Origin of the sequence: Fodinicurvata fenggangensis DSM 21160, assembly GCF_000686045.1 — a bacterium.
Taxonomy (GTDB): domain Bacteria; phylum Pseudomonadota; class Alphaproteobacteria; order Kiloniellales; family DSM-21159; genus Fodinicurvata; species Fodinicurvata fenggangensis.
In genome coordinates this window covers 157,731-182,633 of sequence record NZ_JMLV01000001.1, presented here as the reverse complement: position 1 = coordinate 182,633, position 24,903 = coordinate 157,731, and the positions used below count along the sequence as shown (strand labels likewise).

At 59.1% G+C, this 24,903-nt stretch carries 24 protein-coding genes and 1 riboswitch; of the genes, 4 read left to right on the top strand and 20 right to left on the bottom strand.

The window, feature by feature from the left end; all coding sequences use genetic code 11:
- Positions 1 to 39: 39 nt before the first annotated feature.
- The 10 genes from BP38_RS18370 to cobA all read right to left on the bottom strand — a co-directional run bounded on the left by BP38_RS18370 (position 40) and on the right by cobA (position 12,026).
- Complete coding sequence (locus tag BP38_RS18370) at positions 40 to 1,461, bottom strand: sensor histidine kinase (protein WP_051608794.1); 1,422 nt, start codon at positions 1,459 to 1,461, stop codon at positions 40 to 42.
- Entirely contained in the window at positions 1,448 to 2,125 is a 678-nt protein-coding gene (locus BP38_RS0100860) for a winged helix-turn-helix domain-containing protein (protein ID WP_026986171.1), read from the bottom strand. Before BP38_RS0100860 ends, BP38_RS18370 begins: the two co-directional genes overlap by 14 nt.
- 166 nt (positions 2,126 to 2,291) lie before the next feature.
- The gene (locus BP38_RS0100855; protein WP_051608792.1) at positions 2,292 to 3,782 is read right to left on the bottom strand and encodes a DegQ family serine endoprotease; all 1,491 of its coding nucleotides are present in this window, start codon (positions 3,780 to 3,782) and stop codon (positions 2,292 to 2,294) included.
- 122 nt (positions 3,783 to 3,904) lie between these two features.
- A complete protein-coding gene (locus BP38_RS18365) occupies positions 3,905 to 4,978 on the bottom strand; it encodes an ABC transporter ATP-binding protein (protein ID WP_051608790.1) in 1,074 nt (357 codons plus the stop codon).
- Positions 4,975 to 5,991 carry an ABC transporter ATP-binding protein gene (locus BP38_RS0100845; RefSeq protein WP_026986169.1) on the bottom strand — a complete coding sequence of 339 codons (1,017 nt, stop codon included), beginning with the start codon at positions 5,989 to 5,991 and terminating at the stop codon, positions 4,975 to 4,977. Before BP38_RS0100845 ends, BP38_RS18365 begins: the two co-directional genes overlap by 4 nt.
- Complete coding sequence (locus BP38_RS0100840; RefSeq protein ID WP_081816366.1) at positions 5,988 to 6,980, bottom strand: ABC transporter permease; 993 nt, start codon at positions 6,978 to 6,980, stop codon at positions 5,988 to 5,990. The genes BP38_RS0100845 and BP38_RS0100840 overlap by 4 nt, the downstream gene beginning before the upstream one ends.
- Positions 6,981 to 6,993: 13 nt before the next feature.
- On the bottom strand, positions 6,994 to 7,983 hold the full coding sequence (locus tag BP38_RS0100835; protein ID WP_026986167.1) for an ABC transporter permease: 990 nt from the start codon (positions 7,981 to 7,983) through the stop codon (positions 6,994 to 6,996).
- Positions 7,984 to 8,078: 95 nt separating this feature from the next.
- Positions 8,079 to 9,662, bottom strand: coding sequence for an ABC transporter substrate-binding protein (locus tag BP38_RS0100830; protein ID WP_026986166.1), 1,584 nt, complete (start codon positions 9,660 to 9,662; stop codon positions 8,079 to 8,081).
- A gap of 224 nt (positions 9,663 to 9,886) precedes the next feature.
- On the bottom strand, positions 9,887 to 11,218 hold the full coding sequence (locus BP38_RS0100825) for a cobyrinic acid a,c-diamide synthase CobB (protein WP_026986165.1): 1,332 nt from the start codon (positions 11,216 to 11,218) through the stop codon (positions 9,887 to 9,889).
- Positions 11,208 to 12,026 carry a uroporphyrinogen-III C-methyltransferase gene (gene cobA / locus BP38_RS0100820; protein WP_322098930.1) on the bottom strand — a complete coding sequence of 273 codons (819 nt, stop codon included), beginning with the start codon at positions 12,024 to 12,026 and terminating at the stop codon, positions 11,208 to 11,210. The genes BP38_RS0100825 and cobA overlap by 11 nt, the downstream gene beginning before the upstream one ends.
- An 88-nt stretch (positions 12,027 to 12,114) precedes the next feature.
- On the opposite strand from cobA, the gene BP38_RS0100815 reads away from it, so the two are divergent.
- Both BP38_RS0100815 and BP38_RS0100810 read left to right on the top strand, forming a co-directional pair.
- A complete protein-coding gene (locus BP38_RS0100815) occupies positions 12,115 to 13,197 on the top strand; it encodes a cobalt-precorrin-5B (C(1))-methyltransferase (protein ID WP_026986163.1) in 1,083 nt (360 codons plus the stop codon).
- Positions 13,190 to 13,930: a cobalt-precorrin-6A reductase gene (locus BP38_RS0100810; RefSeq protein WP_026986162.1), complete on the top strand. Its 741-nt coding sequence runs from the start codon at positions 13,190 to 13,192 to the stop codon at positions 13,928 to 13,930. Before BP38_RS0100815 ends, BP38_RS0100810 begins: the two co-directional genes overlap by 8 nt.
- Here BP38_RS0100810 and cobM read toward each other — a convergent pair.
- From cobM to BP38_RS0100775, 7 genes are read right to left on the bottom strand one after another with little or no spacing between them, the layout of a single operon-like run.
- Entirely contained in the window at positions 13,920 to 14,693 is a 774-nt protein-coding gene (gene cobM / locus BP38_RS0100805) for a precorrin-4 C(11)-methyltransferase (RefSeq protein ID WP_026986161.1), read from the bottom strand. The two genes, BP38_RS0100810 and cobM, sit on opposite strands and share 11 nt — an antisense overlap.
- Positions 14,690 to 16,513 (bottom strand): precorrin-3B C(17)-methyltransferase, encoded by a 1,824-nt coding sequence (gene cobJ / locus BP38_RS0100800; RefSeq protein ID WP_026986160.1) that lies wholly within the window; start codon positions 16,511 to 16,513, stop codon positions 14,690 to 14,692. The genes cobM and cobJ overlap by 4 nt, the downstream gene beginning before the upstream one ends.
- On the bottom strand, positions 16,510 to 17,217 hold the full coding sequence (gene cobI, locus BP38_RS0100795) for a precorrin-2 C(20)-methyltransferase (protein ID WP_322098929.1): 708 nt from the start codon (positions 17,215 to 17,217) through the stop codon (positions 16,510 to 16,512). Before cobI ends, cobJ begins: the two co-directional genes overlap by 4 nt.
- Entirely contained in the window at positions 17,214 to 18,431 is a 1,218-nt protein-coding gene (locus BP38_RS0100790; RefSeq protein ID WP_026986158.1) for a bifunctional cobalt-precorrin-7 (C(5))-methyltransferase/cobalt-precorrin-6B (C(15))-methyltransferase, read from the bottom strand. Before BP38_RS0100790 ends, cobI begins: the two co-directional genes overlap by 4 nt.
- Positions 18,431 to 19,069, bottom strand: coding sequence for a precorrin-8X methylmutase (locus BP38_RS0100785; RefSeq protein WP_026986157.1), 639 nt, complete (start codon positions 19,067 to 19,069; stop codon positions 18,431 to 18,433). Before BP38_RS0100785 ends, BP38_RS0100790 begins: the two co-directional genes overlap by 1 nt.
- Positions 19,066 to 20,106: a sirohydrochlorin chelatase gene (locus BP38_RS0100780; RefSeq protein WP_026986156.1), complete on the bottom strand. Its 1,041-nt coding sequence runs from the start codon at positions 20,104 to 20,106 to the stop codon at positions 19,066 to 19,068. The genes BP38_RS0100785 and BP38_RS0100780 overlap by 4 nt, the downstream gene beginning before the upstream one ends.
- Before the next feature lie 48 nt (positions 20,107 to 20,154).
- Positions 20,155 to 20,769, bottom strand: coding sequence for a HupE/UreJ family protein (locus tag BP38_RS0100775; RefSeq protein ID WP_051608788.1), 615 nt, complete (start codon positions 20,767 to 20,769; stop codon positions 20,155 to 20,157).
- Between the two features lie 83 nt (positions 20,770 to 20,852).
- A riboswitch (cobalamin riboswitch) is annotated at positions 20,853 to 21,019 on the bottom strand.
- Positions 21,020 to 21,247: 228 nt separating this feature from the next.
- Between BP38_RS0100775 and BP38_RS18360 the strand changes: the two genes are divergently transcribed.
- A complete protein-coding gene (locus BP38_RS18360; protein ID WP_035723066.1) occupies positions 21,248 to 21,709 on the top strand; it encodes an Hsp20 family protein in 462 nt (153 codons plus the stop codon).
- 73 nt (positions 21,710 to 21,782) lie between these two features.
- Positions 21,783 to 21,995, top strand: a complete 213-nt coding sequence (locus BP38_RS0100765; protein WP_026986154.1) for a DUF1150 family protein — start codon at positions 21,783 to 21,785, stop codon at positions 21,993 to 21,995.
- Positions 21,996 to 22,072: 77 nt separating this feature from the next.
- On the opposite strand, the gene ptsN is transcribed toward BP38_RS0100765, so the two are convergent.
- From ptsN to rpoN, 3 genes are all read right to left on the bottom strand, one after another.
- Positions 22,073 to 22,537 (bottom strand): PTS IIA-like nitrogen regulatory protein PtsN, encoded by a 465-nt coding sequence (gene ptsN, locus BP38_RS0100760; protein WP_026986153.1) that lies wholly within the window; start codon positions 22,535 to 22,537, stop codon positions 22,073 to 22,075.
- A gap of 17 nt (positions 22,538 to 22,554) precedes the next feature.
- Positions 22,555 to 23,169, bottom strand: coding sequence for a ribosome hibernation-promoting factor, HPF/YfiA family (gene hpf, locus BP38_RS0100755; RefSeq protein ID WP_026986152.1), 615 nt, complete (start codon positions 23,167 to 23,169; stop codon positions 22,555 to 22,557).
- A 173-nt stretch (positions 23,170 to 23,342) separates the two neighbouring features.
- Positions 23,343 to 24,896 carry an RNA polymerase factor sigma-54 gene (gene rpoN, locus BP38_RS0100750; RefSeq protein WP_026986151.1) on the bottom strand — a complete coding sequence of 518 codons (1,554 nt, stop codon included), beginning with the start codon at positions 24,894 to 24,896 and terminating at the stop codon, positions 23,343 to 23,345.
- Between the last annotated feature and the right edge of the window lie 7 nt (positions 24,897 to 24,903).

Below are 24,903 nucleotides of genomic sequence, written 5' to 3'. Positions count from 1 at the left end.
CAAGTCTCCGGCGCCCGATTCAAGTAAATATGATACGCCCTACTTCGCGCTTACGGTTTGGGTTTCCACCTCTTCTGAAGGAAGAGCCTCCTCTGCTTCGGGAAAAACCCAGCGCACTTTAAGCCCTGGATTGTTATCTTCAAGAAACAACTCGGATTCGTGCAGACGCGAAACGGCAGAAACCAGGCTGAGACCAAGCCCACTGCCCGGTTCGCTTCTTGCCGTATCCAGCCGCACGAAACGTTCGAGCACACGTTCCCGGTCGGCTTCGGGAATCCCGGACCCTTCATCTGCAACGGTCAAGGTAACCTGGCCTTCTGTCTTCACCAGTTGCAAGCTGACACAGCTGTCCTGAGGACTGTACTTGATCGCATTGTCCAGCAGGTTGGCCAATGCCTGCGCCAGAAGCTGACGGTGCCCGGTCACGTAAGCCGGGCTGTCCAAATCGGCCCGCAAGGAAACACCCTTGTCTTCAGCCACGGGCTCGTAGAGTTCCTGGACATCGCGCAGCACCTCGCCGAGGTCCAGGATCTCAAGCCGTGTGCGACTGACACCCGATTCTGCTTCGGCAATGGCCAACAGAGCGTTAAAGGTCGCCTGGATGGTATCGATCTCGGACAGAGCCTGTTCCAGTGTCTGGCGATAAGCCTCCACATCCGCCGGCCCAATCAGGGTCAACTCTATACGTCCCTTCAAATGGGTCATTGGACTGCGCAAATCATGCGCCAGACTGTCAGAAACAAGCCGCATACCGGTCATCAAGGCTTCGATGCGTTCCAGCATGCGGTTCAGGTTTCCTGCCAGGCGGTCAAATTCGTCGTTACTGCCCTCTCTCGGCACCCTCTGGCTCAGGTCCCCATCCATGATTCGCCGACTGGTCTCGGCCACAGCATCAACGCGCCGTAGGACATTGCGTCCGAATATCCACCCACCGCCAAGACCAAGAGCAAGTGTCACGCCCAAGCCCCAGGCCAAGGCTTCCTGGAGATTCTGTTGGAAGTTTGCGCGCGCCGACATGTCCCGGCCCACCAGCAAGCGATAGCCATTGGGAAGTTGGAAACTTCGCGAACCTACCAGGATCGGCTCATCACCGCGCTCACGGTGATACAGCGGCAGTACCGTCCAGCGGCCATCTGCAATTGCCGATTCCGGCCAGTTCCTGAGGTTTCCGGCAACAGGCTGAAAATTCTGGTCTGTCAGCAGGTAAACACTCTCGTGCTCCCCACCCCGGCCACTGCGCTGCGCGATCGCCGTCTCCAGCCCACTGATGCCTTCATTGCGATAGCGCTCTTCCAGACCTGTAATCTCGGCAGCCACGGTCTGCGCCACCTGCCCCTCGATCAGGGTAATGGTGGACCAGTAGATGAATCCGAACAGCAGCAGCACCGAAACTCCGAAAAGCCCGACATAGGCCAAAGCAAAGCGAAAGGTGGCGCTGTTTGAGATTCTAAGTATCTGCACGAAGCATGTATCCTGCGCCCCGCACAGTATGCAGGAGCTGTTTGTCGAAGCCCTTGTCGACCTTCTGCCGCAAGCGGCTTATATGTACGTCTATGACATTGGTCTGCGGGTCGAAATGATAGTCCCAAACCCCTTCCAGCAACATGGTTCGTGTTACTGTCTGGCCTGCATGGCGCAAAAGATATTCCAGAAGCCTGAATTCCCGGGGCTGCAATTCTATGGTTTTCCCGCCACGTTCAACTCGACGGGAAAGTAGATCCATCTCCAGATCGCCGACCTGCAGCTTGGTTTCAACAGCAGGTGCATTGTTGCGTCGAACAAGCGCTTCTGCACGGGCTTGCAGTTCCGAATAGGCAAAGGGCTTGGTCAGGTAATCATCACCGCCAGCGCGCAATCCCGCTACACGATCATCCACCTGGGCCAAGGCGCTGAGGATCAGTACAGGTGTGGAGCTGCCATTGGACCTCAGGGCCTGCAGCACGGCCAGGCCATCCAGTTTCGGGAGCATGCGATCCAGTATAATCAGGTCATGACCTCCCTCGCTTCCGAGAAAAAGGCCTTCATGCCCATCTGACGCCCGGTCAACGATATGACCGCTTTCCGTCAGTCCTTTGGCCATGTAATCGGCCGTCTTGTCATCATCCTCGACGATCAGGACACGCACCGGAACCATCCTTTCCGAATGTTTTCATCTTGCGATTGGACGGAAGTATAAAGCGACGACGCGCCAGGATGAAACATCCGGCGCGCCGTCGAGGTAGGCCGAAGACGATCCAGGGGAATAAACCGACTTCGGCAGAAGAACCGCGGTGAAGGAGATACCGCGGCTGTCAGGCGTCGCCCAGACGGAAACCCAGGAACAGCGGGCTGCCATCACGCTCGACAAGCAGGACTACCGTCTTCTTGCCATCACGTGTGGCCTGTCCCAGGCGTTCCGCCACTTCGCTCGGACTTGTGACTTCCTGTCCATCCACCTGCTCGATAACATCACCGGGTGCGAGTCCCTGGGAAGCGGCACGTCCATCCGGATCGACGTCGGTCACAACAACACCCGACATATCTTCAGGCAGGCCGAGACGCTCCTTGGTTTCCTCGTCCAGACCGGAAAGCGTTGCGCCAAGACGGTCGAGGCTACGCTCCACGTCACCCTCGCCTTCTGGCTGACTGCGTGAGCCACCAAAGGCCGCCATGCTTTCCTCAGTCTGTTCGGCTATGGTCGCATTCAGGATTTCTTCTTCGCCGTTGCGCCATACCACGATCTCTACATCCTCGCCTGCACTGACCGCAGCAACGATTCGTGGCAGGTCGCGCATGCGCTCGACGTCTTCACCAGCAAATTCCAGAATGACGTCACCGGCACGGATCCCTGCCTGGTCGGCTGGGCCATCAGGTTCGACGCTGGCCACCAGCGCACCCTTTTCCTCGTCCAGGCCCAGACCTTCCGCCAGTTCAGGCGTTACCTGCTGGATACGGACACCGAGCCAACCGCGTTCGACTTCACCCTTGTCACGCAGCTGTGTGATCACATCACTCGCCAGGTTGGAAGGAATGGCGAAACCGATCCCCACGGACCCGCCGGAGGGAGAGAAGATAGCCGTGCTAATGCCGATCACCTCCCCATCCATGTTGAACATGGGGCCACCGGAATTGCCTCGGTTGATGGCGGCATCCGTCTGCAGGAAGTCATCATAGGGACCGGCGTTGATATCGCGGCTGCGGGCCGAGATAATGCCGGCCGTGACTGATCCTCCAAGGCCGAAAGGGTTGCCAACTGCCATCACCCAATCGCCAACGCGCACTTCATCAGAATCGCCCATGTTGACAGTGGGCAGCTCATTATCCGATGAGATCTTCAGCAATGCCAAGTCCGTCTTTGAGTCGCGGCCGATCACCTCAGCCTCCAGATCACGACCATCGGACAGCTTGACACGGATATCATCCGCCTTGTCGATCACGTGATTGTTCGTAACCACGAAACCTTCCGAATCAATTATGAAACCGGAGCCCAAGCTTGTGGCCGGCCGATTTTGATACTGCTGTGGGCGCATGCCCTTGAAGTGCTCTTCGAACTGCCGGAAGAAATCCTCGAAGGGAGAACCTGGCGGCAAATCGAAAGGAAGGGAATCGCGTGAACGAGGACCGCGGTCTTCGTCCGGGGCACGTGTAGAAGAGATGTTCACAACGGCCGGACTGACTTCTTCAGCCAGATCGGCAAAACTGTCGGGCGGTGACGCTGCCTGCGCCACCGCCGACCACACCAGGAAACCACCCGTGACAAGGGCTGTTGCTGGTGCCTTGAGTGACTTGATCGCAAGAGACATAAAAAGGAACCTCCTAGGTACTCCTGAGCAATGCCCCTTATTTCTAATGCATGCCACCTAACAAGGCCGTGTCGTGAAGATTACAAATCGGTAATCTTTACCTGTGCAGCACGGCTTCTGCATCAGGTACGAGCAGCTGCAGCCTCGGCCAGGACTTCAGGCGTCAAACGCCCTTCTTCCACGGCATGGCAACGCACGCGCACATTCTTGCTTTCCGTAATTCCGGGGATCTCCTCTCGACAGCGTGCATCCGCAAAGGGGCAACGCGGATGGAAATGGCACCCCGCCGGTGGTGCCATTGGACTGGGCACCTCCCCGGCCACGGGAATACGTTTGCGACCGGACATTTCGAGATCCGGGATGGCATCAAGCAACATCCGTGTATAGGGATGCTGCGGATCATTGAAGATATCACTGGCTGTCCCGGACTCCACCAGACGTCCCAGATACATTACCCCAAGATAGTCTGAAATGTGTGAGACCACGGCCAGGTCATGGCTGATGAAAAGGTAGGTCAGCCCCAATTCCTTCTGCAGATCCTTCATCAGATTCAGGATCTGTGCCTGGACGGACACGTCCAGGGCCGATGTGGGTTCGTCGCAGACCAGGAACTCGGGATCTCCCGCCAAGGCCCTGGCAATGGAGATACGCTGCCTCTGGCCACCCGAGAATTCATGCGGGTACTTTTCGCCATCCTTATTCGAAAAACCCACATGATCCAGCAATTCGGCGACCCGCTTGCGCAAGGCCGCACCTTCCGGAAGCAGTCGGTGCGTACGGACAGGCTCTGCAATGATATCCCGAACGCGCCATCTTGGGTTCAGGCTGGCATAGGGATCCTGGAATATGATCTGTATGCGTCGCTGGAAATCAGCCAGATGGCGCCGCGTCTTCAATTGGGATACGGCACTGCCATCAAAGTAGATTTCCCCCTGAGTCGGCTGATAAAGCCCGACCAGCAAGCGGGCCACGGTCGATTTCCCGCACCCCGACTCGCCCACCAGGCTGAAGGTGCTGCCATGCGGTATGTCGAAGCTGACATCATCCACGGCGCGCAGGGCGCGGCGCGGCCGTCCCTGCAGAACCCGAGTCAGGAAGGGCGGGGAAACATCGAAGTACTTCGACATTCCTTGCACCGAAACAAGCGGCCCCGAGGGCTGGACTGATGGCCTCTTGTCCTGGAGCACATCCGTCATTGTTCTGTTTCTCCCGACAAGACCCGTGCGTCGTCATACAGCCAGCAGGCCACCTTCGATTCCTCAACTGCTATTGGATCCGGCCGTTCCGTATCACAACGATCGAATGCTTTGGGGCAACGTGGATGGAAGGCGCAGCCTGAGGGAATTTCCGTCAAGCGCGGCATGGCGCCATCAATCTGTGTCAGGCGCTCTAGCTTTTGACCGACTGTGGGAATGGCCCCCATCAGGCCCTTTGTGTAGGGATGATACGGCTGTTTGATGACATTCTGAACGGGACCGACCTCCGCCAACCGGCCCGCATACATCACGGCCACCCGATCTGCCGTCTCGGCAATCACTCCCATGTCATGGGTAATCAGCATCACCGCTGTCCCCTGCTCATGGCACAGACGCTTCAAGAGATCGATGATTTGTGCCTGTATCGATACGTCGAGGGCTGTTGTGGGCTCGTCGGCAATGATCAGCGACGGATTGGCACAAACGGCCAAGGCGATCACGATCCGCTGGCGCATTCCGCCCGAGAACTGATGCGGATACTGGTCGATCCGGTCCTGCGGAGCGGAAATTCCGACTTCGGAAAGCAACTCTATCCCGCGCTTGCGGGCCTGGCCTTCGCTCATGTTCATGTGTGTGCGGATCGTTTCCTCCAACTGGTACCCCACAGTATAGAGCGGGTTCAGGCTGGTCAGCGGATCCTGGAACACCATGCCGATCTGGCGTCCACGGATATGGCGCAATTTCTCCTGCGGCAGGTTATCGATACGCTGCCCCTTCAGGCGGACCTCCCCACCAGCGATACGTCCCGGCGGCTCCAGCAGATTTATCACGGCTGTTCCTGTTAGGGACTTTCCCGCACCGGATTCGCCGACCACTCCCAGCACCTCGCCGGGTTTGATATCAAAGGAGATATCATCAACTGCCACCAAGGTTCCGCGACGCGTCGGGAATTCGACACGCAGGTTGAGGACCTCAAGGAGGGGTGTCTCGGATGAATCTGTCTGAGCCATCATCTCAACTTCGGGTTCAAGGCATCGCGCAGCCAATCGCCCAGCAGATTCACTGACAGGGCAAGCATGATCAGCGCAATTCCGGGGAAGATGGTGATCCACCATTCGCCGGAGAAAAGGAAATCATTGCCAATGCGGATCAGGGTTCCCAGGGACGGTGTGGTCGGCGGCACCCCCACACCCAGGAAGGACAGCGTGGCCTCCGCGATAATAGCAAGAGCCAGGCCAATTGTCGCGATCACCAGCACGGACCCCATCACATTCGGCAATACGTGACGGAACAGGATGACAGCCGGTCGAACGCCAATGACCCGTGCTGCCTGTACATATTCACGGTTCTTCTCGACCATCGTGGTTCCGCGCACTGTACGGGCGTATTGCACCCAGTCAGACAGGCCAATGGATATGATCAGGACGTAGATGGCCATGTTTTCCTGGTAGTCGCGCGGGATCATGGCCTTGGCCAGACCGAAGATCAAAAGCGCAACCAGGATGGCTGGGAAGCTCAACTGGACATCGGCAATGCGCATGATGACCGTATCCACCCAGCCACCGCGATAGCCTGCGATCAGGCCCAGAGTCACACCAAGAACCATGGCAAAGAGCACAGCGCAAAAACCCACCAGCAGGGATATGCGCGCGCCATAAATGATGGCCGAGAAGACATCCCGCCCCTGATCGTCGGTCCCGAAAACATAGAAGTTCCCGCTCATGCCCTGTTCGAACGGGGGCGTAAATCCATCCATAAGATGCAGGGACCCTGCCTGGAAGGGCGTATAGGGCGCAATCAGGGGCGCGAAGATGGCCGCCAGGAAGAACAGCAGGGTTATGATGGCTGAAAGCACCGTGATCGGCGAATGCGAAAAGCTGTGCCAGATATCACTGTCGAAAATACGGTGCAGCCGTCCATGAGGTGCCTCTTCGGAGGCACCTGCCTGACCCTGCCGACTGTTCAGCGGCCCCTGCTGGCTGTTGGATTGCGAGGCACCCATTTGCGACTCTCCTTCAGGCAGCGGTCCGCGCCGCAGGCGTTTCCACTCGCAGGCGCGGATCCACAAGGTAATACAAAAGGTCGACAATCAGGTTGATGATCACGAAAAACAGCGCGATCAGGATCAGATAAGCCGCCATTACAGGTATATCGACAAACCGTATGGCAATGATGAATAGCAAGCCCACCCCGGGCCATTGGAAAACCGTTTCGGTAATGATCGCGAAAGCAATGATGGAGCCCAGTTGCAGGCCTGTAATCGTGATCACTGGCACCAATGTGTTCTTCAGGGCATGGCCGAAATTGACCGCACGATTGCTCAGGCCGCGCGCACGCGCAAACTTGATGTAGTCTGTCCGCAGAACCTCGAGCATCTCCGCACGCACAAGCCGCATGATGAGGGTTAGCTGGTACAGTCCAAGGGTAACTGCCGGCAAGATCAGGGCCTGCAGTCCGCTGAGAGTCAGAAAGCCTGTTCGCCAACCGCCCAGATCCACGACCTCACCCCGTCCATAGGATGGCAACCACTGCAGGTTCACGGCAAATATCCAGATCAACAGGATACCGATCAGGAATGTCGGCAGCGACACGCCGATCAGGGAGGCAGTCATGACAAAGCGGCTGGTCCAGCCATAGCGATTGAGCGCACTGTAAACGCCGAGCACGATTCCCAGGGTCAGCGCGAAAGCCGCGGAGGTAACCGCTAGCTCGACGGTGGCCGGCAGGCGTTCGGCAATCAGGTCCGCAACCGGTCGGGCTGTGCGATAGGATATCCCGAACTCCCCCTGTGCCGCATTGCCCACGAACCGGAGAAACTGGACGGGGATCGGATCGTTCAATCCCAGTCTTTCGCGCAGCTCTGCGCGCTGCTCCGTCGTGGCTTCCTGCCCCACCATGTTGTTGATGGGATCGCCAACGAAATTGAACAGGCTGAAGGCAACCAGGGCGACCACCAGCATGACCACGATGGACTGCAGGAGGCGGCGTACAATAAAGGCAAGCATCTGCTGAACCGCGATACGCTGAAGGTCGGAAAACCCGGAAAATCCCGCCGGAGCCAGGGAAACAGGCTCCGGCGGGATTGATCCAGACCGTTATCTCAATCGTTGAAGGTTGCCGTGGCGATATGGGGCTGGTTGTCTGCCCTCAAAGGCACGGTCACGCCCTCACGTGTCGCCCAGTTCAACACCTGAAGATGTATCGGAATGTAAACCAACTCCGACTGTGCCAGTTCCCAAGCCTCGGCGATCATTTCGTTGCGACGTTCTTCGTCGACCTCCGTTCCCATCTGCTGCACCAGTTCGTCCATGCGATCGTTGGAAAAACCGGTCGCATTCCAGGAACCGCGCTGGCCGTCATCCGTGTGATAGAGGTAGTTGAAGACGTACTCGCTGTCGAAGGTCGGTACACCCCATCCCAGCAGATAGAAGCCGGTTTCCCGATTGCCGATATCCTGGAAGTGCAGGCTCCGTGTCTGTGAGTTGAGATCGACAGTGACACCAACCTGCCCCAGCATTCCGGCTACGGCCTGGCAAATGGCCTCGTCATTGATGTAGCGGTCGTTGGGGCAGTGCAGAGTTACTTCGAAACCATCTTCGTAGCCGGCGTCCGCCAGCAGCTCACGGGCCCGCTCCTGATCGAAGGCAAGACGCTCGTCCAGCTCCTCGGGATAGCCGTTGATGAAAGGCGGGGCGATCGTTCCGGTCGGCACGGAACGGCCCCGCATGACCACCCGCTGGATGGTATCCGCATCGATGGCGTGGTACATGGCTTCGCGTACGCTCTTGTCGGCCATGGGGTTCTCGCCCTCGACGTTATCGTACTCACTGTCTTCCTCGCGCAGGTTCAGGCCAAGGAAGATTGTCCGGTTCTCCTCGCCCTGTTCGATATTGATGTCGCCTTCTTCCTCCAGGCGCTCCAGATCCTGAACGGGCGGATCCAGAACGAAATCCAGTTCACCTGAAAGCAGGGCAGCCACGCGTGTCGAATCAGAGGAAATGGGCGTGTAGACGATACGCTCAACCTCCATGGGGAAACGATCCATGCCCCAGTAGTCATCATTGCGGACCAGGACCGTGCGCACGTCGCCTTCCCGGGATTCAAGCTTGTAGGGCCCCGTCCCCATGGCATTGCGAACGGCGTAGTTCTCCTCGCCGCTTGCATAGTCCTGAGCGGTTTCGACGTCATTCTCTTCCGCCCAGGCCTTGCTCATCATGGAGATCTGCGTCAGCTGCTGCGGCAGGATCGGATTGGGGCCAGAAGTGTGGATGTGAACAGTGGTGTCATCCACAACCTCGACCTCCTCGATCGAAGAGATATAGTTGCGGAAATCGGAGGGCTCGGTGCCCGCTCGATTCAACGAAAAGGCCACATCTTCCGCCGTGAAGTCAGATCCGTCATGGAAAGTGACACCCTCTCGGATCTCGAACTCCCAGACTGTTTCCTCCACCGCTTCCCAGGAGGTTGCCAGACCGGGCTCGATCGCCATGTCATTGTCCCGCATCACCAGAGGGTCATGCAGATGCAGGGACATGGTATTGGTCGGCCCCTCGTTCTGGGCATGCGGATCCAGGGTCAGGGCATCCCCCTGACTGGCCCAGCGCAACGTCTCGGCCTGCGCGGCAGAGGCCACTGCCAAGCCGCTCCCCAGAACCAAGCTCATCAACAGTTTTCGTGATTGCATGCTTTCTATCCTTCTCCCTGTAAACGGCTTATCTGAAGCCGTTTTGATAATTGCATTGTTCAACCGGTCACATACCGATTGGGCAAGGCTTTGAAACCAGCATGGCACAGAGTCTTTTGCGTTGTCAGCCGAGTTTTTGACCCGCTACCTTAAAGGAAATAATCCTCAAGAAAGAACAATCGTTAAGTGTAATATATTTCCTGATCGTGCACTCCAATGAAATCTCACTCTGGATACCCGCTGATCAGATGCAGGAACGACCCGGCAACCGAGCCCCTGACAAGCCCTGCCTCCTCGCGTTCACGTCCCCGCGCATCCCATACCTTGAAGAGTGATGCGGCCGCACCGCTTTCGACCGTGTTTGCGTAATGGAACTCATGGCCCGCCAGGTAATGGCCGGACGCCTTCCAGAACGGCATAGGGCGACAGGTTTGAAGCCGGCGATAGCCGAGATGCAACCGCGGCTGTTCGAAGGAGGTGTGAAGGGGCAGCAGTCCCAGCATGGGAAAGGCCCGCCCCTTTCCGTCCGTCAGGCAATCCCCCAAAGTCATGAAGCCGCCGCATTCCCCGTAGATGAAGACACCTCTCTCTCCCGCATCCATCATGGCCTGACGAAACTGCCTGGCCTGGCTGAGACCTTCGGCATGTAGTTCTGGATAACCTCCCGGAAGGTAGATTGCGTCAGCATCCTGTCTGGGGGATTCATCCTTCAGTGGCGAGAAAAAGTGAAGCTCTGCACCCGCGCTTCGCCAATGGTGAAGCAGATGCGGATAGAGGAAGGAGAAGCAGGTATCCCGCGCAATGGAAACCTTCTGACCAGGTGGGTTCGGCAGGTCCCTGGACGAAATCGTCTCAGCCCCTTCTCCGCGTGCGGGTACGGCCATGCATGCAAGAGCGTCCAGGTCCAGGTGCTCGTCCATGCAGTCGGCAGCTCTTTCCAGGAAGGCTTCCAGATCCTGGTGCTCGCCTGCCTGGACCAGACCAAGATGCCGGTCCGGCAACGCGAGGTCCGTATCCCGGGGAATACCTCCAAGCAGCGGAACACCCAAAGGCTCGAGGGCGTCGCGCAACATGTCCATGTGAAAGCTGGAGCCAACTCGGTTCAGCACAAGTCCACCCAGATTCAATTCCGGCCTGTGCCCGCAAAACCCTTCCACCAATGCTGCGATCGACTGGGCCTGACCACGCACATCAACAACCAGGATTACCGGCAGGCCCAGTTGTATTGAAAGGTCTGCAGTCGAGCCCAGGCCATTGGAAGCAGCATCGAAAAGACCCATGACGCCTTCGACCAGCACCAGATCGCTATCTTCACCGGCCTGCCTGAAAAGATGTCTCTGCAGACCCCGCGACATGGCCCAGGGATCCAGGTTGTATGCGGCACGCCCTGTCGCCTGTGCGTGAAAACCCGGATCGATATAATCCGGACCGACCTTGGTGCCGGAAACGCGATACCCCCGGCGTCGCAATGCGCGCAGCAAGCCCAGGGTCAGTGTGGTCTTGCCCGAACCCGAGGCCGTTGCCGCAATAACCAACCCGTGCGGTTCAGCCGGCATCACTCGCCTGCCGCACACCCAGAGGGTCGGCCTGTGGCTGGCGGCCGGACAGGGCCCCAACCCAGTCCAGAGCCGCGCGAAGGCGCACCACCTCCCCAAGCACGACCATGGCTGGCGGCTGAATACCCGATTCCTCGAGGGCCTGAGGAGCTTCGCCCAGTGTGGTTTCCAGGACTTTCTGATCCGACAGGGTTGCCTGGCTTATGATGGCCAGGGGTTCATCCGCGCGGCGCCCTCCCTCCATCAGACGGTCCCGGATTTCGGTCAGGTGCTTCAGGGCCATATACATGACAATCACGGGCGAGGACCTTGCCACTGCCTTCCAGTCAATCGCACTTGGTGTCAGTCCCGTTGCATCATGCCCGGTCAGAAAGGTCACAAGGCTGTTGGTATCCCGGTGCGTAACCGGTATGCCCGCATAGGCCAAGCCACCGATCCCGGCGGAGATTCCGGGAATGATGCGGAAGTGAATCCCTGCATCAACCAGCGCAAGGGCCTCTTCACCACCGCGGCCGAACACGAAGGGGTCTCCCCCTTTCAAGCGCAGGACACGCTTGCCCTGTCTGGCCAATTCGATGATGCGCAGGGTGATATCCACTTGCTTGGCCGAAGGCTTGCCGCCACGCTTGCCTGCATACTCCAGAAGTGTGTCCTCGCCTGCCAGAGACAGGATGTCCTTTCCAACCAGGGCGTCGTATATGACCGCATCGGCCGAACGAAGTGCGTGAACACTCGCCAGGGTCAACAAGGCGGGGTCGCCCGGCCCGGCACCGGCCAGCCAAACCCACCCAGGTTCGAAGTTTGGCATTGGAAGGCCTTCAAGCATTTCGAACTCCTTCACCTACAAAGCAATGTTGCATCTGGCCTCCATCAGCCGATGCACCTATAAATCCAGAATGACTCGTAAACCGGAAGGAACGTTGCGCCGCGGATGGACCACAGGGGCCTGTGCCACCGCTGCCACAAAGGCGGCCTGCACGGCCCTGTTTGACGGCCGTTTTCCCGACCCTGTCCAGATCACGCTGCCCAAGGGAGAGACCCCGTCCTTCCCGCTCGCCTATGAAAGCCTGCAATCGGCCTCCGCTGCTGCCGGCATCATAAAGGATGCCGGAGACGATCCCGATGTCACGCATGGCGCTCTCATCATATCGACCGTCCGGCCCGGACCCGCCAACAGTGGCCTGGTCTTTCATGCCGGTCCCGGCGTTGGCACGGTCACGCTTGAAGGGCTTCCAGTTCCTGTCGGGGAAGCTGCCATCAATCCAGTCCCCCGACAGCTCATGACAGCCGTCGCACAAGAGGTCTCCGGACAGAAGTCCCCTTCCCTGGAAATCGAGATATCGATTCCTGAGGGTGAACAGCTTGCCGAGAAAACCTGGAATCCCAGACTTGGCATCCTTGGCGGCCTCTCGATTCTGGGCACCACCGGCGTTGTCCATCCCTTCTCCTGTGCGGCCTGGATTCACTCGATCCATCGTGGAATCGACGTTGCACGCGCCAAGGGCCTCCAGCGCGTCGCCGGTTGCACGGGGTCGACTTCGGAGAAAACCGTGCAGCAGCTCTATGGGCTGCCGGACCACGCCATGCTCGATATGGGGGACTTTGCCGGCGGCATGCTGAAATACCTGCGCCGTCAACCGGTCCCGCAGGTCACGATCGGCGGCGGATTCGCGAAGCTCGTGAAGTTGGCCCAGGGCTTCCTTGACCTTCATTCCGGGCGCAGCCAGGTTGATTTCGACTGGTTGGCGGCGGAACTGGCCACCCTCGGCGCCTCGTCGGAACTCCTCGACCAGGTTCGACAGGCCAATACTGCGGGGCAGGTGCTGATTCTCGCAACCGCCCACAACCTGCCCATAGCCACGCAAGTTGCCGAGAGAGCGCGGCAAACGGCCACGGAAGCCCTGAGAAACGCCCCCTGCGAAGTGGATATCGTCGTGGTCGACCGCCAGGGACAGATTGTCGGACGCAGTCATGCCTAATTTACTGATTCTGGGAGGAACGCAGGAAGCGGCAGAGCTGGCGCGCCATCTGACAGGGGAAACAGACTGGCGCATCATCACCTCCCTGGCGGGCCGCACCCGAAATCCGTCCGAGTTACCTGGTGAAGTGCGTATCGGTGGATTCGGCGGCAGTTCCGGTCTGGCCCAATACCTGAAAGACCAGTCAATCAATCTGCTTGTCGATGCGACCCATCCCTTTGCGCTCAGAATGCCGGGCCATGCCGAGCGCGCAGCCGACCTGGCCGGAGTGCCCCGCATCAAACTGCTGCGTCCACCCTGGCAGGCCGAAAGCGAGGATCGCTGGATTCCGGTTCCATCGCTCCAGCAAGCCGCCCAGGTCTTGCCACGTGACTGCAAGGCCTTCCTGACCACAGGGCGCCAGGAACTGGAACCGTTCGCACAGCGGCGAGACGTGGCATTCCTTGTGCGGCTTGTCGACACGCCAGAGCAGGCCCTCCCACTGGCACGGTACAGCGTCATCGCCCAGCGGGGCCCTTTCAGATCCCAGGAGGAACAGGAGCTGTTGCGCAAACACGAGATCGCCTGTCTCGTCAGCAAGAACAGCGGTGGTTCGGCATCGTATCCGAAGATCGAAGCGGCACGTGCGTTGGCACTTCCGGTCATCATGGTTGAACGCCCGCCGATTCCGCCCGGAGCCCTGGCCCGTTCGGTAACGGAGGCGCTGGACTGGATCGGCGAGATCATCCGCTGACCTTTTTCCTGTGTGGACGCAGGACATGGACATGATCCGCGTCATAAAGGGCGCTATCCCGAAAACGCCCGGGTTCAAGCACGGGCCCCACCAGGATCAGGGCCGTCCGTGTGATCTTGGCAGCCCTCACCTTGGCCTGAATATCCCCCAGAGTGCCATGGATGTAGAGCTCATCCGGCCAGCTTGCCCGATAGGCCACAACCACAGGGCAATCCTCTCCGTAATGGGGCACCAGCTTTTCACGCAGGATTCGCAGGTTTCTCACGGAAAGATGAATGGCAAGCGTCGCGCCGCTCTGCCCCAGGATTTCAAGATCCTCACCTTCCGGCATGGACGACGACTTCATGGCCGTACGCGTCAGGATCACAGTCTGGCTGATCTCGGGCAGGGTCAATTCACGCCCGATTTCCGCGGCAGCTGCTGCAAAGGCTGGAACACCGGGCACAATACGGAAGGGAATGCCCAGGTCCTCCAACCGTCGAATCTGCTCACCGATCGCCCCATAGATCGAGGGGTCACCGGAATGCACGCGTGCCACGTCCTCTCCGCGCTCGTGTGCGGCCTGAATGCGCGAGAGGATATCGTCCAGCGTCATTGAGGCGGTGTCTTCCACAACAGCACCTTCCGGTGCTTCCGCCACAACTTCGGCCGGCACAAGTGATCCAGCATAAAGGCAGACAGGACAGCGGCGAATCAGATTCAATCCCCGCAAGGTGATCAGGTCCGGCGCACCAGGGCCGGCCCCTATGAAATGTACTGTCATGATGCCGTCTCCATCCTGTCGTTCTTGGCGGCGTAGCCGCGCGGTGTGTAGACCCAAGACCCTCCGCCAGAGCGCGGGATTGCGCGACTTTGCGAGCTGCCAACCAGCACCGTGGTCAGCATGTCCACATCATCGACTTCAAGATCGGCAAGCCGAATGACATTCAGCTGCTCACCGGGGCGGCCAAGATTGGTGCCCAGCACAACGGGGGTCTCTTCAGGCCGCGCCTCCAGCAGGATCTCCTTGGCTCGTGCCAACTGCTGGCGACGGCGACGCGACACCGGATTATAGAAGGCAATCACGAAATCTCCTGCCGCAGCGGCTTCCAGGCGCCGCTCGATGGCCTCCCAGGGGGTCAGCAGGTCTGACAGGGAGATGCAGCAGAAATCATGGCCGAAGGGTGCCCCTATCCGAGCCCCCATGGCCTGGAAAGCGGATACGCCCGGTGCAACTTCAATATCGATACGCGCCCAATCCGGATTGTCCCCGCGCTCGAGCAACTCGAAAACCAAGGTGGCCATGGCATAGATCCCGATATCTCCGGAAGAGACCAGCGCCACGTTCCGCCCCTCGGCCGCCAGCTCAAGTGCAGCCTTCACCCGCACCTCCTCCTGACCCAGTTCGTAGACATGATGGCTCTTGCCCTCAGCCAAGGGCCCAAGAAGGTCCAGATAAAGGCCGTAGCCCACAAGGTCCCCAGCCTCGGAGATCATGCGCGTGACCTCTGGCGTGCGCCAATCCGCACGACCGGGTCCGATCCCCACAACGGACAGTCGGCCGCGCGCCACGCCAACCGCTTGGGGATCAATGATATCTACAGCCCGCGCCACCGCGCAGGTCGCACCACGACTCTTGTGCTTGGTGACTTCCAGGGCGCCCTGTGATCCGACCGCTGCAAGCGCTGCTGCCTCGGCCACGCCGTGGCAACCCACTTCCCGGAACACCAGGTCCGAAGGGTTGGCCAGGCGCGGGGTTTCCGCTTCCAGCCTTCCGGGAGTCAGGAATCGGGCCGGCACGTCCAGACGGCGGGCCAGATGATGAACGGCCACCTCATCCATCTTCAAGTCCACACTGACAACCAAGGCAATCGCTTCACGCGCCAAGCCTGCCTGCTGGAGCGTTTCTTCAACCAGTTCTTCAAGCTCTTCCGGTGGACAGTCACGTTCACAGCCCACACCCAAGGCAAGGACCGCGGGATGATAGACAAGGCAAGATCCATCCCCCTTCTTAACCGACGGCCCGAGAGCAATGTTAAGTGCCCCCTCAGGTGATTGAGGAAGACTCTGAAGGAATTTTGGCAATTCTCTGTTTTCGCGCAGTTTATCCCCGCGCATAAGCGCCGACGAAAAGGCCTTGGCATCCTTGGGATTGCCAAGGCGCCAACCGCTTGGAGGATCATCCAGAGCCATATCATAGTTCAGGTCGCCGGCCGTGGTAATTGCGGCGTGTCCTTCCAGCAGATCGGCAAGAAAACGTGCCAGACGATTGGCACCACGATGCCCACCCAACAAGGGAACAACTGAGCTTGCGTCTTCTGCCAACGAAAGAACCGGTGGCTCAGTCCTCTTGTCTGACAGCAAGGGCCCCAGAAAGCGGATCAGGATGCCCGAGGCACAGATACCAACGATTGGACGCTCCTGTACGAAAAGCTCTGCCAGTTCCTCGCCCGTATCCGAAAAGGCATGGTCACAATCCTCGACCCGCCCGGTCAGTCCATGGACTGTGCTTCCAGGCAGGTCGCGCTGAAGGCGTCGTGCCAGTTCCGCTCCCCTGCCCGTCAGGACAACAAAGGCCGCATTCCCGGGAATGGCTTCCTTCATTTCCAGGCGTCCCCTCGATGGTGCACCAGGATCATCGAGAAATAGGGCACAGAATCATCCGGTACATCGCGCATTTTGAGTATCCTCTGGTTTTCAAGTGTGGCCCGCTCCACGTAACGTGCCTGATCGAGCAGGCCCATGTGATCCAGCAGTGCCTGAATCCTGGCGAAATGTCGGCCGGGCTTGATGATGGCCACCGCATCGAAGTTCCGTAACCTGGCTTTGAGCTGTTCATCCGGAAGCGGGGCCGGCAGGACTGCCAGGGTATCATTCCGCGCTGCCAAGGGGGCTCCAGCCACAGCTGAACAGGCGGTCAGAGAGGTCACACCCGGAACGACAGAGGTGGGATAGCGTTCGGCAAGACGGCCGAAAAGATACATGAAAGAGCCATAGAAAAAGGGATCCCCCTCACAGAGCACGGCAACATCCCGCCCTTGGTCCAGCTCGCGCGCCAACTCCACACTGGCGCGATCATATGCCTGCTGGGCTGGGGCACGCTCCACCGTCATGGGGATTCGAATGACAATCTCCCGCTGACTGTCAGACAGGTAATCGGCCACGATCGAGCGGGCAAAGCTGGCTCCGTCCTCCAGTGCCGGATAGGCAACGACTGGACAGCTTGTCAGAATTCGGTGCGCCTTGAGCGTGAGCAGCTCAGGATCCCCGGGGCCAAGGCCCAGACCATACAGGTTTCCCGCCATCATCCTTCGTCCCTGGATTTGACCAAGGCAAACTGGGTAACCGGCATGGCAGGGCGCCACCCCCGGAAAGGACCGACGGCTTCCGCGCGTGAAACGGACAGCCGGCGCAATTCCCCACCATGCTCAGCCTGCAAGCTGGCCAGTCGCGCTTCCCCCTCCAGGGTCACAGCATTGGCGACCAGACGACCGCCCGGCATCAAGGACTGCCAACAGGCCTCGAATAGTCCCGAAGTATTGATACCGCCACCGATGAAGACGGCATCCGGGCGCTGCAGATCCGACAGGCAAGCTGGGGCCTCACCGGAAACCAGCTTCAGGTAGGGCGTGCCCAGGCGGGCCGCATTGCTGGTGATCATTTCGCACCGCGCGGCCTGGCGTTCGATTGCCACGGCACGGGCATTCGGGTCGGTCCGCATCCATTCAATGGCCACAGAGCCGCACCCGGCCCCGACGTCCCACAGGACCTGGCCCGGTCCCGGCATCAGAGCCGACAGCGTGACGGCACGCACCTCCCGCTTCGTGAGCTGTCCATCGTGATGGAACACGTCGTCCGGCAAGCCAGGAATTCTGGGCAGGATCTCTGCCCCTTCACCGGCCTTGCAGACAATCGCAAGCATATTGAAATCCGCGAATTCAGGAAAATCCTCCTGGTCGGCACGCAAATGCAGAATACGCTCCCTGGAGCCACCCAGATGCTCCAGGACATGCAGCTCACTCGCCCCAAACCCCTTTTCGCACAGCAGGCTTGCAACCTCGGTGGGAGTCTCGTGATTGTCGCTCAGAACCATGAGGCGGGCATCCGGCTGTATCGCTGGAACAATCAGGCTGGTTGGTCGGCCATGAAGTGTCAGGAGACTGACCTCCGGCAAGGACCAACCCAACTGCGCACAAGCCAGTGAAAAGGCGGATGGCGCAGGGATCACCTGCATCTCCGACATGGGGATGCGACGCGCCAGGGTCGTCCCGATGCCGAAGCAGAAGGGGTCACCGGTCGCCAATACGCACACGGCCTGACCACGCCGCGCCTCGATTTCACCCACCAGCCGGTTGAGAGGTGAGGGCCAGGCCAAGCGCTCACGCCCATCGTCGGGCAGCATGGACAGATGACGCGCACCGCCGATAAGGACGTCGGCCCGATCAACCAGGTTTCTTGCCTGCTCGCCCAGGCCAGAAAGACCGTCCTCGCCAATCCCCACGATCGAAAGCCAGGGAGTCATTACGCCAAATCCCCTGCCAATGCATTCACGGCAGCAGCTGCGATTGCGCTGCCGCCGCGGCGGCCCGTCAAGGTCACAAAGGGAATGCCCAGCGAGGCCTCGATCAGTGCCTGCTTGGATTCGACTGCCCCAACAAACCCGACAGGGGCAGCGACAATCACGGCCGGACAGGGCGCGCCCTCTTCCAGCAGTTCAATCAATCGAAACAGGGCTGTGGGGGCATTGCCGATTGCGACCACAGCCCCTTCCATCTGCGTTTTCCAGAGCTCGACAGCCGCCGCCGATCGTGTCGTCTGCTGCTGGTGCGCCAGTGACGGAACCGATAGATCATTCAGGCTGCACACAACCTTGTTGTCGGCGGGCAGCCTGGACCCAATGATGCCATGAGCCAGCATCTCGCAATCCACCAGAATCGGCTTTCCCGACTGCAGTGCGCGTGCACCTGAACCCGCCGGATCCCCCTCGACACGGACATCCCCGGCAATGTCCACCATCCCGCAGGCGTGGATCATTCTGACAACAAGACCCTGGGCGCCTGGCGGAAACTGCTCGAGTGCGGCCTCTCGTCGAACCGTCTCGAAAGACTGCTGATAGATTGCCGCCGGATCACGCAGGTAATCTCTCTGCGGCATGGTCATCCGCTCTGCTGGCCCCCTCCCGCATTCTCCTTCAGGGTGCGCGGCCCAAGAGGATGATCGGCATGCGGATAGGGGTGATGGTGGCTGTGGCTATGATCGTGCCCATGGTCATGCCCGTGTGAGTGGGAATGGCCATGGTCGTGGTGATGGTCCTCCTGCCCGGAACCAATGCCCTCGACATGGTGGTGATGGCTCTCCTGGGGCAGCCCGACTTCAGCCTCGAATCCCAGGACCTGTTCACGGTACTTGCACATCTGGCAATTCATGTTGTTGGTGCCTTCCAGAATCTCCTCGACGCGGGCCGCCATGGTATCCAGCACGCGGGGATGATCGTTCAGGTAAGGCGCCTTTATGAACTCGATATCCGGATGCCGCGCTGCAACACGGTCGGTATGCTCGTAGATCCGCCTGACCAGCACGCCGGTGAAAAGGAAGTAGGGGAAGACCACGATACGCTTGAATCCCAGGCGGGCAGCATGCTCCAGGCCTGGCTCAACCAGCGGGAAGGTGACACCGGAGTAACAGGTCTCGGCCCAACCGAAACCCAGACCTTCCCACAACATGCGGGTTACCTTCGCGACGTTGGAATTGGCATCCGGGTCCGATGCCCCCCGTCCGACAACAACCAGAAGCGTGTCATGGCGCGGAACTGTCTCGTCCGCACCATCCAGGGCTTCCTGGATGCGATCACCGGCGGCCTGAAGCATCTTCAGGTCGATACCCAGCTCGCGACCATAATTGATCTCGAGTTCCGGGTGCTGCGCCTGATAGGTGTTCAGAACCGAGGGAATGTCGTTCTTGGCATGGCCTGCAGCAAACAGCATTCCCGGCACCGCCAGGACGCGGTTCACCTGCTGTTCACGCAGACTGTCCAGACCATCGCGAATCACGGGGCGTGCGAATTCAAGATAGCCATAGTCAACAGGCCAATCGGTAAAGCGTTTGCGCATGTGTTCTGCTAGGCTGGCAAACTCCGCCACGGCTTGTTCGTCACGACTTCCGTGTCCGCAAACCATCAATCCCAGGCGCTCGGCCATATTCACTCTCCTGCCTTAATGAAGTCGGGGCTCATGCAATGCGCGCGTTCAAATTTGCCCACCGACAAGCATCCAGGTACCAGCTACGGCCATGGTGCCACCTGCCACGCGCATGGCCGGTGTATAGGCCAGTCGGCCTGCCACGACTCCAAGTATGACGCCAGCCGCATGCAGGAATGCAGTGGCCAGCAAAAAGCCTGCGATATAGGCCACCGGAGAACCACCGGCTGGTATCTCAGCACCATGTGCAAATCCGTGGAAAACGGCGAACAGGCCGACCATGGCGGCCCCGATCTCCCAGCGTACACGCACCGCTGCCGCAATCAGGACACCCAGGACCAGAACCGATAGCGCAATGCCGCTTTCAGCCATGGCAAACTGCCAACCGGCGAGACCGGCGGCACCGGCTACGGCCATGGCCAGCACGAACATGCTGGGAACAGCCCAAAGAGCGCGGCCTCCCAGCGTGTAGGCCCAGATCCCGACCGCCACCATGGCCAGAAGATGGTCCATGCCCGTTACGGGATGCGCGAGGCCGCCAAGAAAGCTCGCACCTGCCTGCACTTCGTGTCCCGGATGTGCAGCAGCCGCCGAAGCCAGGAAAGCTGCGGGCAGGAAAGCGGCGGCAAATCGAGCAAGTCTGAGAATGGCTGTATGGATCATCGTGTCCCCCTTGTTGCAGGCAGGCCAGCCGGCCGGCCTGGCTGTTCAATAGCGTACAGCCTCCCGAACGGTCCGGAAGGCCAGGAAATCATCTTTTGGCGGCAGGCTGACTGACTTGCGCGATGTCTACGCGATTGCGGACAGGCGCTTACAGATGCTGGAACAGTTCCGGACTTGGCCCCCGACTTGGGTCGGCCGCACCGGATTGCCTTTCATCCCCTATCGAGGAACCGTCCAATGTTGGTCTTACGGTAGAAAGCCCGTGAGGAAGGGTCAAGCACAGTCGCGGCACAATATGTCGTATATGAGAACCTTCATGGGCATAAAAGCAGCGGCATCCCACTTGAAGGCGCTCGATGATTCACCATTTCTTTCTACAAAGGCGCCATAATGGGCCTTTTCGCGGCGGGCCGGGACACGGACGCCGGTGAACCAAACAACCAGCAACCTTGCTCAAGAAGAGGAGGCAGCTGCACCTATGAGCCGATCTTCCTACCTGAATTCCCCGCTCCTGCTTGGGTTTGACCAACTGGAACGCGCCATAGACCGTATGCACAAGAGCAGTGGCGACGGTTACCCGCCTTACAATGTGGAGCAGGTGGACGAGCGCCACCTACGCATAACACTGGCTGTCGCCGGTTTCTCGGAAGATGACCTCGAAGTCAGGCTGGAGAACAACCAATTGACCATTCGCGGTCGCCAGCCCGAGGATGACAGCGAGCGCACCTTCCTTCACCGAGGCATTGCGGCGCGCCAGTTCCAGCGCAGCTTCATGCTGGCTGATGGCATGGAAGTCGAGGGAGCACGCCTCGATAATGGCCTGCTTCACATCGAACTGAAGCGCCAGACGGATGATGAGGTTGTTCGCACTATCAAGATCGAGCGCAAGCAGAAAGCCGAGGGTTCGGACACCAGGACCATTGATCAGAAATCCGCCTGATAGAAGGTGGGAAGACACCAAGGAGCCTGCGCCTCAGACAGCGTGGGTTGCCGCCAAGGGAAAGGTATATTTTATGATGCAGAATACACCCCACAGTGACCTGAAGCAGCTGACACAGGACGATTTCCTGTCCTTCGGCGTAGACGACGTGGCCTATGTCCGTCCATTCCAGGGCGCTGTCGGAATCTTCGCAGCAGACGGCACGAAGATTGCGGTCATGGCTGACTTCGATGTTGCCTGTGCCGCCGTTCGCCAAAACGGCATGGAGCCCATGACCGTCCATTGAGGCAATCAGCGTATGACAAAGGGGAATGTCCCACTTCCGGACATTCCCCCTTAAATCCACATCAAGCCCATGCGCCTTCAGGCAGCGTGACTGGCGGCCGATTCCGTTAAGATGGCATAGAGACCGTCACGACTGTCCGTCCCGCGCAGCTTGTCGCAAATCGCTTTGTCACGCAGCAGACGAGAAACACGCGCCAGGGCTTTCAGATGGTCTGCACCTGCCTTCTCTGGCGCCAGTAGCACGCATATCAGGTCCACAGGCTGCTCATCGATTGAATCGAATTCCACAGGCGTTTCCAGCCGCGCAAAAAGGCAATGCAAGCGATCAAGCTCTGACAGCTTCCCGTGCGGAATGGCAATGCCATAGCCTACACCCGTCGTGCCGAGACGCTCGCGCTCAACCAGAACCTCGAAGATCGCTCTTTCCGGCTGTCCGGTGACATCGGCAGCACGCCTTGCCATCTCCTGGAGGGCCTGCTTCTTGCTCGTCACACGCAATGCTGGAAGAACCCCTTCGGGGCTCAGCATATCGGCGATATCCATAACAAATTGTCCTGATATTAGCTTTCGCGGTTACCGCGTGGGTCAACCCATCCGACATTACCGTCATTCCGACGGTAAACCACGTTCAGGCCTCCATGTCCCCGGTTGCGGAACATGAGCACCTGTATATCAGCCAGGTCCATGCGCATAACGGCTTCTCCCACGGTTAGAATCGGGATCTCCGTCTCCATTTCGGCAATAACGATGGGCTGATCGCCCTCACCGGCTATGGCATCCTCTCCTGCTGGTTCTGCATCTTCTTCTTCTTGCGGTTCCGGTTCCGGGGCGAGGATATACTGCTGTGCCGGAATCACGTCCTGAGCAGCAGCACGCCCGTTGTTGTGGTCACGCAGGCGCCTCTTATAGCGGCGCAGCCGCTTCGCCAGACGATCTGCCGCCATGTCGAAGGCAGGATAGACCTCGTTGGCCTCGCCAGAAGCCTGCAGCAGCATGCCACGCCCTATGTGCGCCGACACATGGGCACGGAACAAATGCGATTCCTTGGACAGCGTGACATTTGCCTCGATGGCGTCGCCAAAGTACTTGTCCAGGATCGTGCTCAATTGATCTTGGGCATGCTGGCGGAAGGCTTCACCGGTATCGATGTGCCGACCTTTAACCGACAACTGCATGAGATGTTCCCCAGTAGTGAGCTCGAGTGTCATATTCGGCCCGGCTCAAGAGCGCGCGGACCATATGTGCGGCCTGCCGGTAAGTCAATAGTAACCAAACCACCCTTCACAGGCCCGTTCCAGAGTATATCGGAAGCCCCCCCCCTTACTGCAAGATAGAAGGTCATGCACGCCTAGCAATGGCTTCGTGTCTTTTCTTTTCTGCGCTGTACGGAGGACGGAATATTCATGGATTCTCGGTACTTGGCGACTGTTCTTCGGGCTATGTCAATATTTTCGCCGCGCAGGGCAACGACGATCGCGTCATCGCTAAGGATTGCCTTGGGTGATTCCGCATCGATCAACGAGCGTATCCTGTGGCGCACGGCCTCGGAAGAATGCTCACTGCCAGAGGTCCCCGATATCGAGGTTGTGAAAAAGTATCGCAGCTCGAATATCCCACGCGGGGTGGCAATGTACTTGTTGCTGGTTACCCGGCTGATCGTCGATTCATGCATTTCAACCTCTTCCGCGATCGTCCGCAACACCAGGGGTTTCAGATGCGATATTCCCTTCCGGAAAAACCCGTCCTGCTGCCGCACAATCTCCTCACTGACGCGCAGGATCGTGTTCGCGCGCTGATGAAGGGAACGGACAAGCCAGTTCGCGGCCTGGAACTGCTCATTCACGAACTCCTTTTCCTTGCGGTCCCGGCAGTGTGTCACGATCCTGTTGTAATCGGCTCGATTGACGAGCACGCGCGGCAATGTCTCGGGATTGAGTTCCAGTTGCCAGCTTCCATCGGGACGCATGCGCATCAGAATATCGGGGACGACCGGTTCAGCCGGCCTGGTATTATGCAGCAAGGCCGGTTTTGGATCCAACCGGCGCAACTCTGCGAGCATCTCGGAAAAGTCCTCCTCATCGACACCGCAGAGCTGTCGCAGTTTCCTGTAATCATGACTGGCCAAAAGCTCCAGATTATCGAGCAGGCACTCCATGGCCGGGTCAAAACGGTTCTGGTCGAGCAATTGCAGCTTCAGGCATTCCTTCAGATCGCGTGCAAAGATCCCTGCCGGCTCAAAACCCTGTAGGGTAACCAACACAGCTTCCAGCTTGTCCTGACTGCACCCCAGCTGTTGGGCCGCCTCCTGCAAATCTGTTTGCAGATAGCCGGCATCGTCCAGGCCGTCCACAAGATAGGAGGCTATCAGCTGGTCCTCAGGCGCCCCGAGAGCCAGAGGAACCTGGTCGAGCAACGTTTCCCGGAAGGAGCGCTCCGCAGCCAGGCTTTCATCCAATCCGCGCCCCTCATCCTCGAAGCCGCCACTGCTGTTCGATCCTGCTGTGGACTGTGACCAGCTTTCGGCTGTTCCCCAATCATCCGAAGGGCTGTTGTCATCATACTCATAGACGGCGTCCAGTGGGCCATCGCCGGCGCCAGTCAGCTCATCCGACAGGGAGCGATCATAACTGTCGGTTTCATTCTCCAGAGTGGCTTCACCCTCGCCAGAAGCCTCCACACGATCGGCGACAGCCTGCCTGTCGGGGATATCGATACCCCCGTCAGATGCCTGGTCCTCATCCCCATCCCGACGCTCAAGCAATGGATTCTGCTCAAGTTCGCGCTCGACGAACTCGGCCAGCTCCTGGCTGGAAAATTGCAGCAACTTGATCGCCTGCTGCAATTGCGGCGTCATGACAAGCGATTGGGACTGGCGCAGCTCTAGTCGCTGAGAGACAGCCATAGCAGAA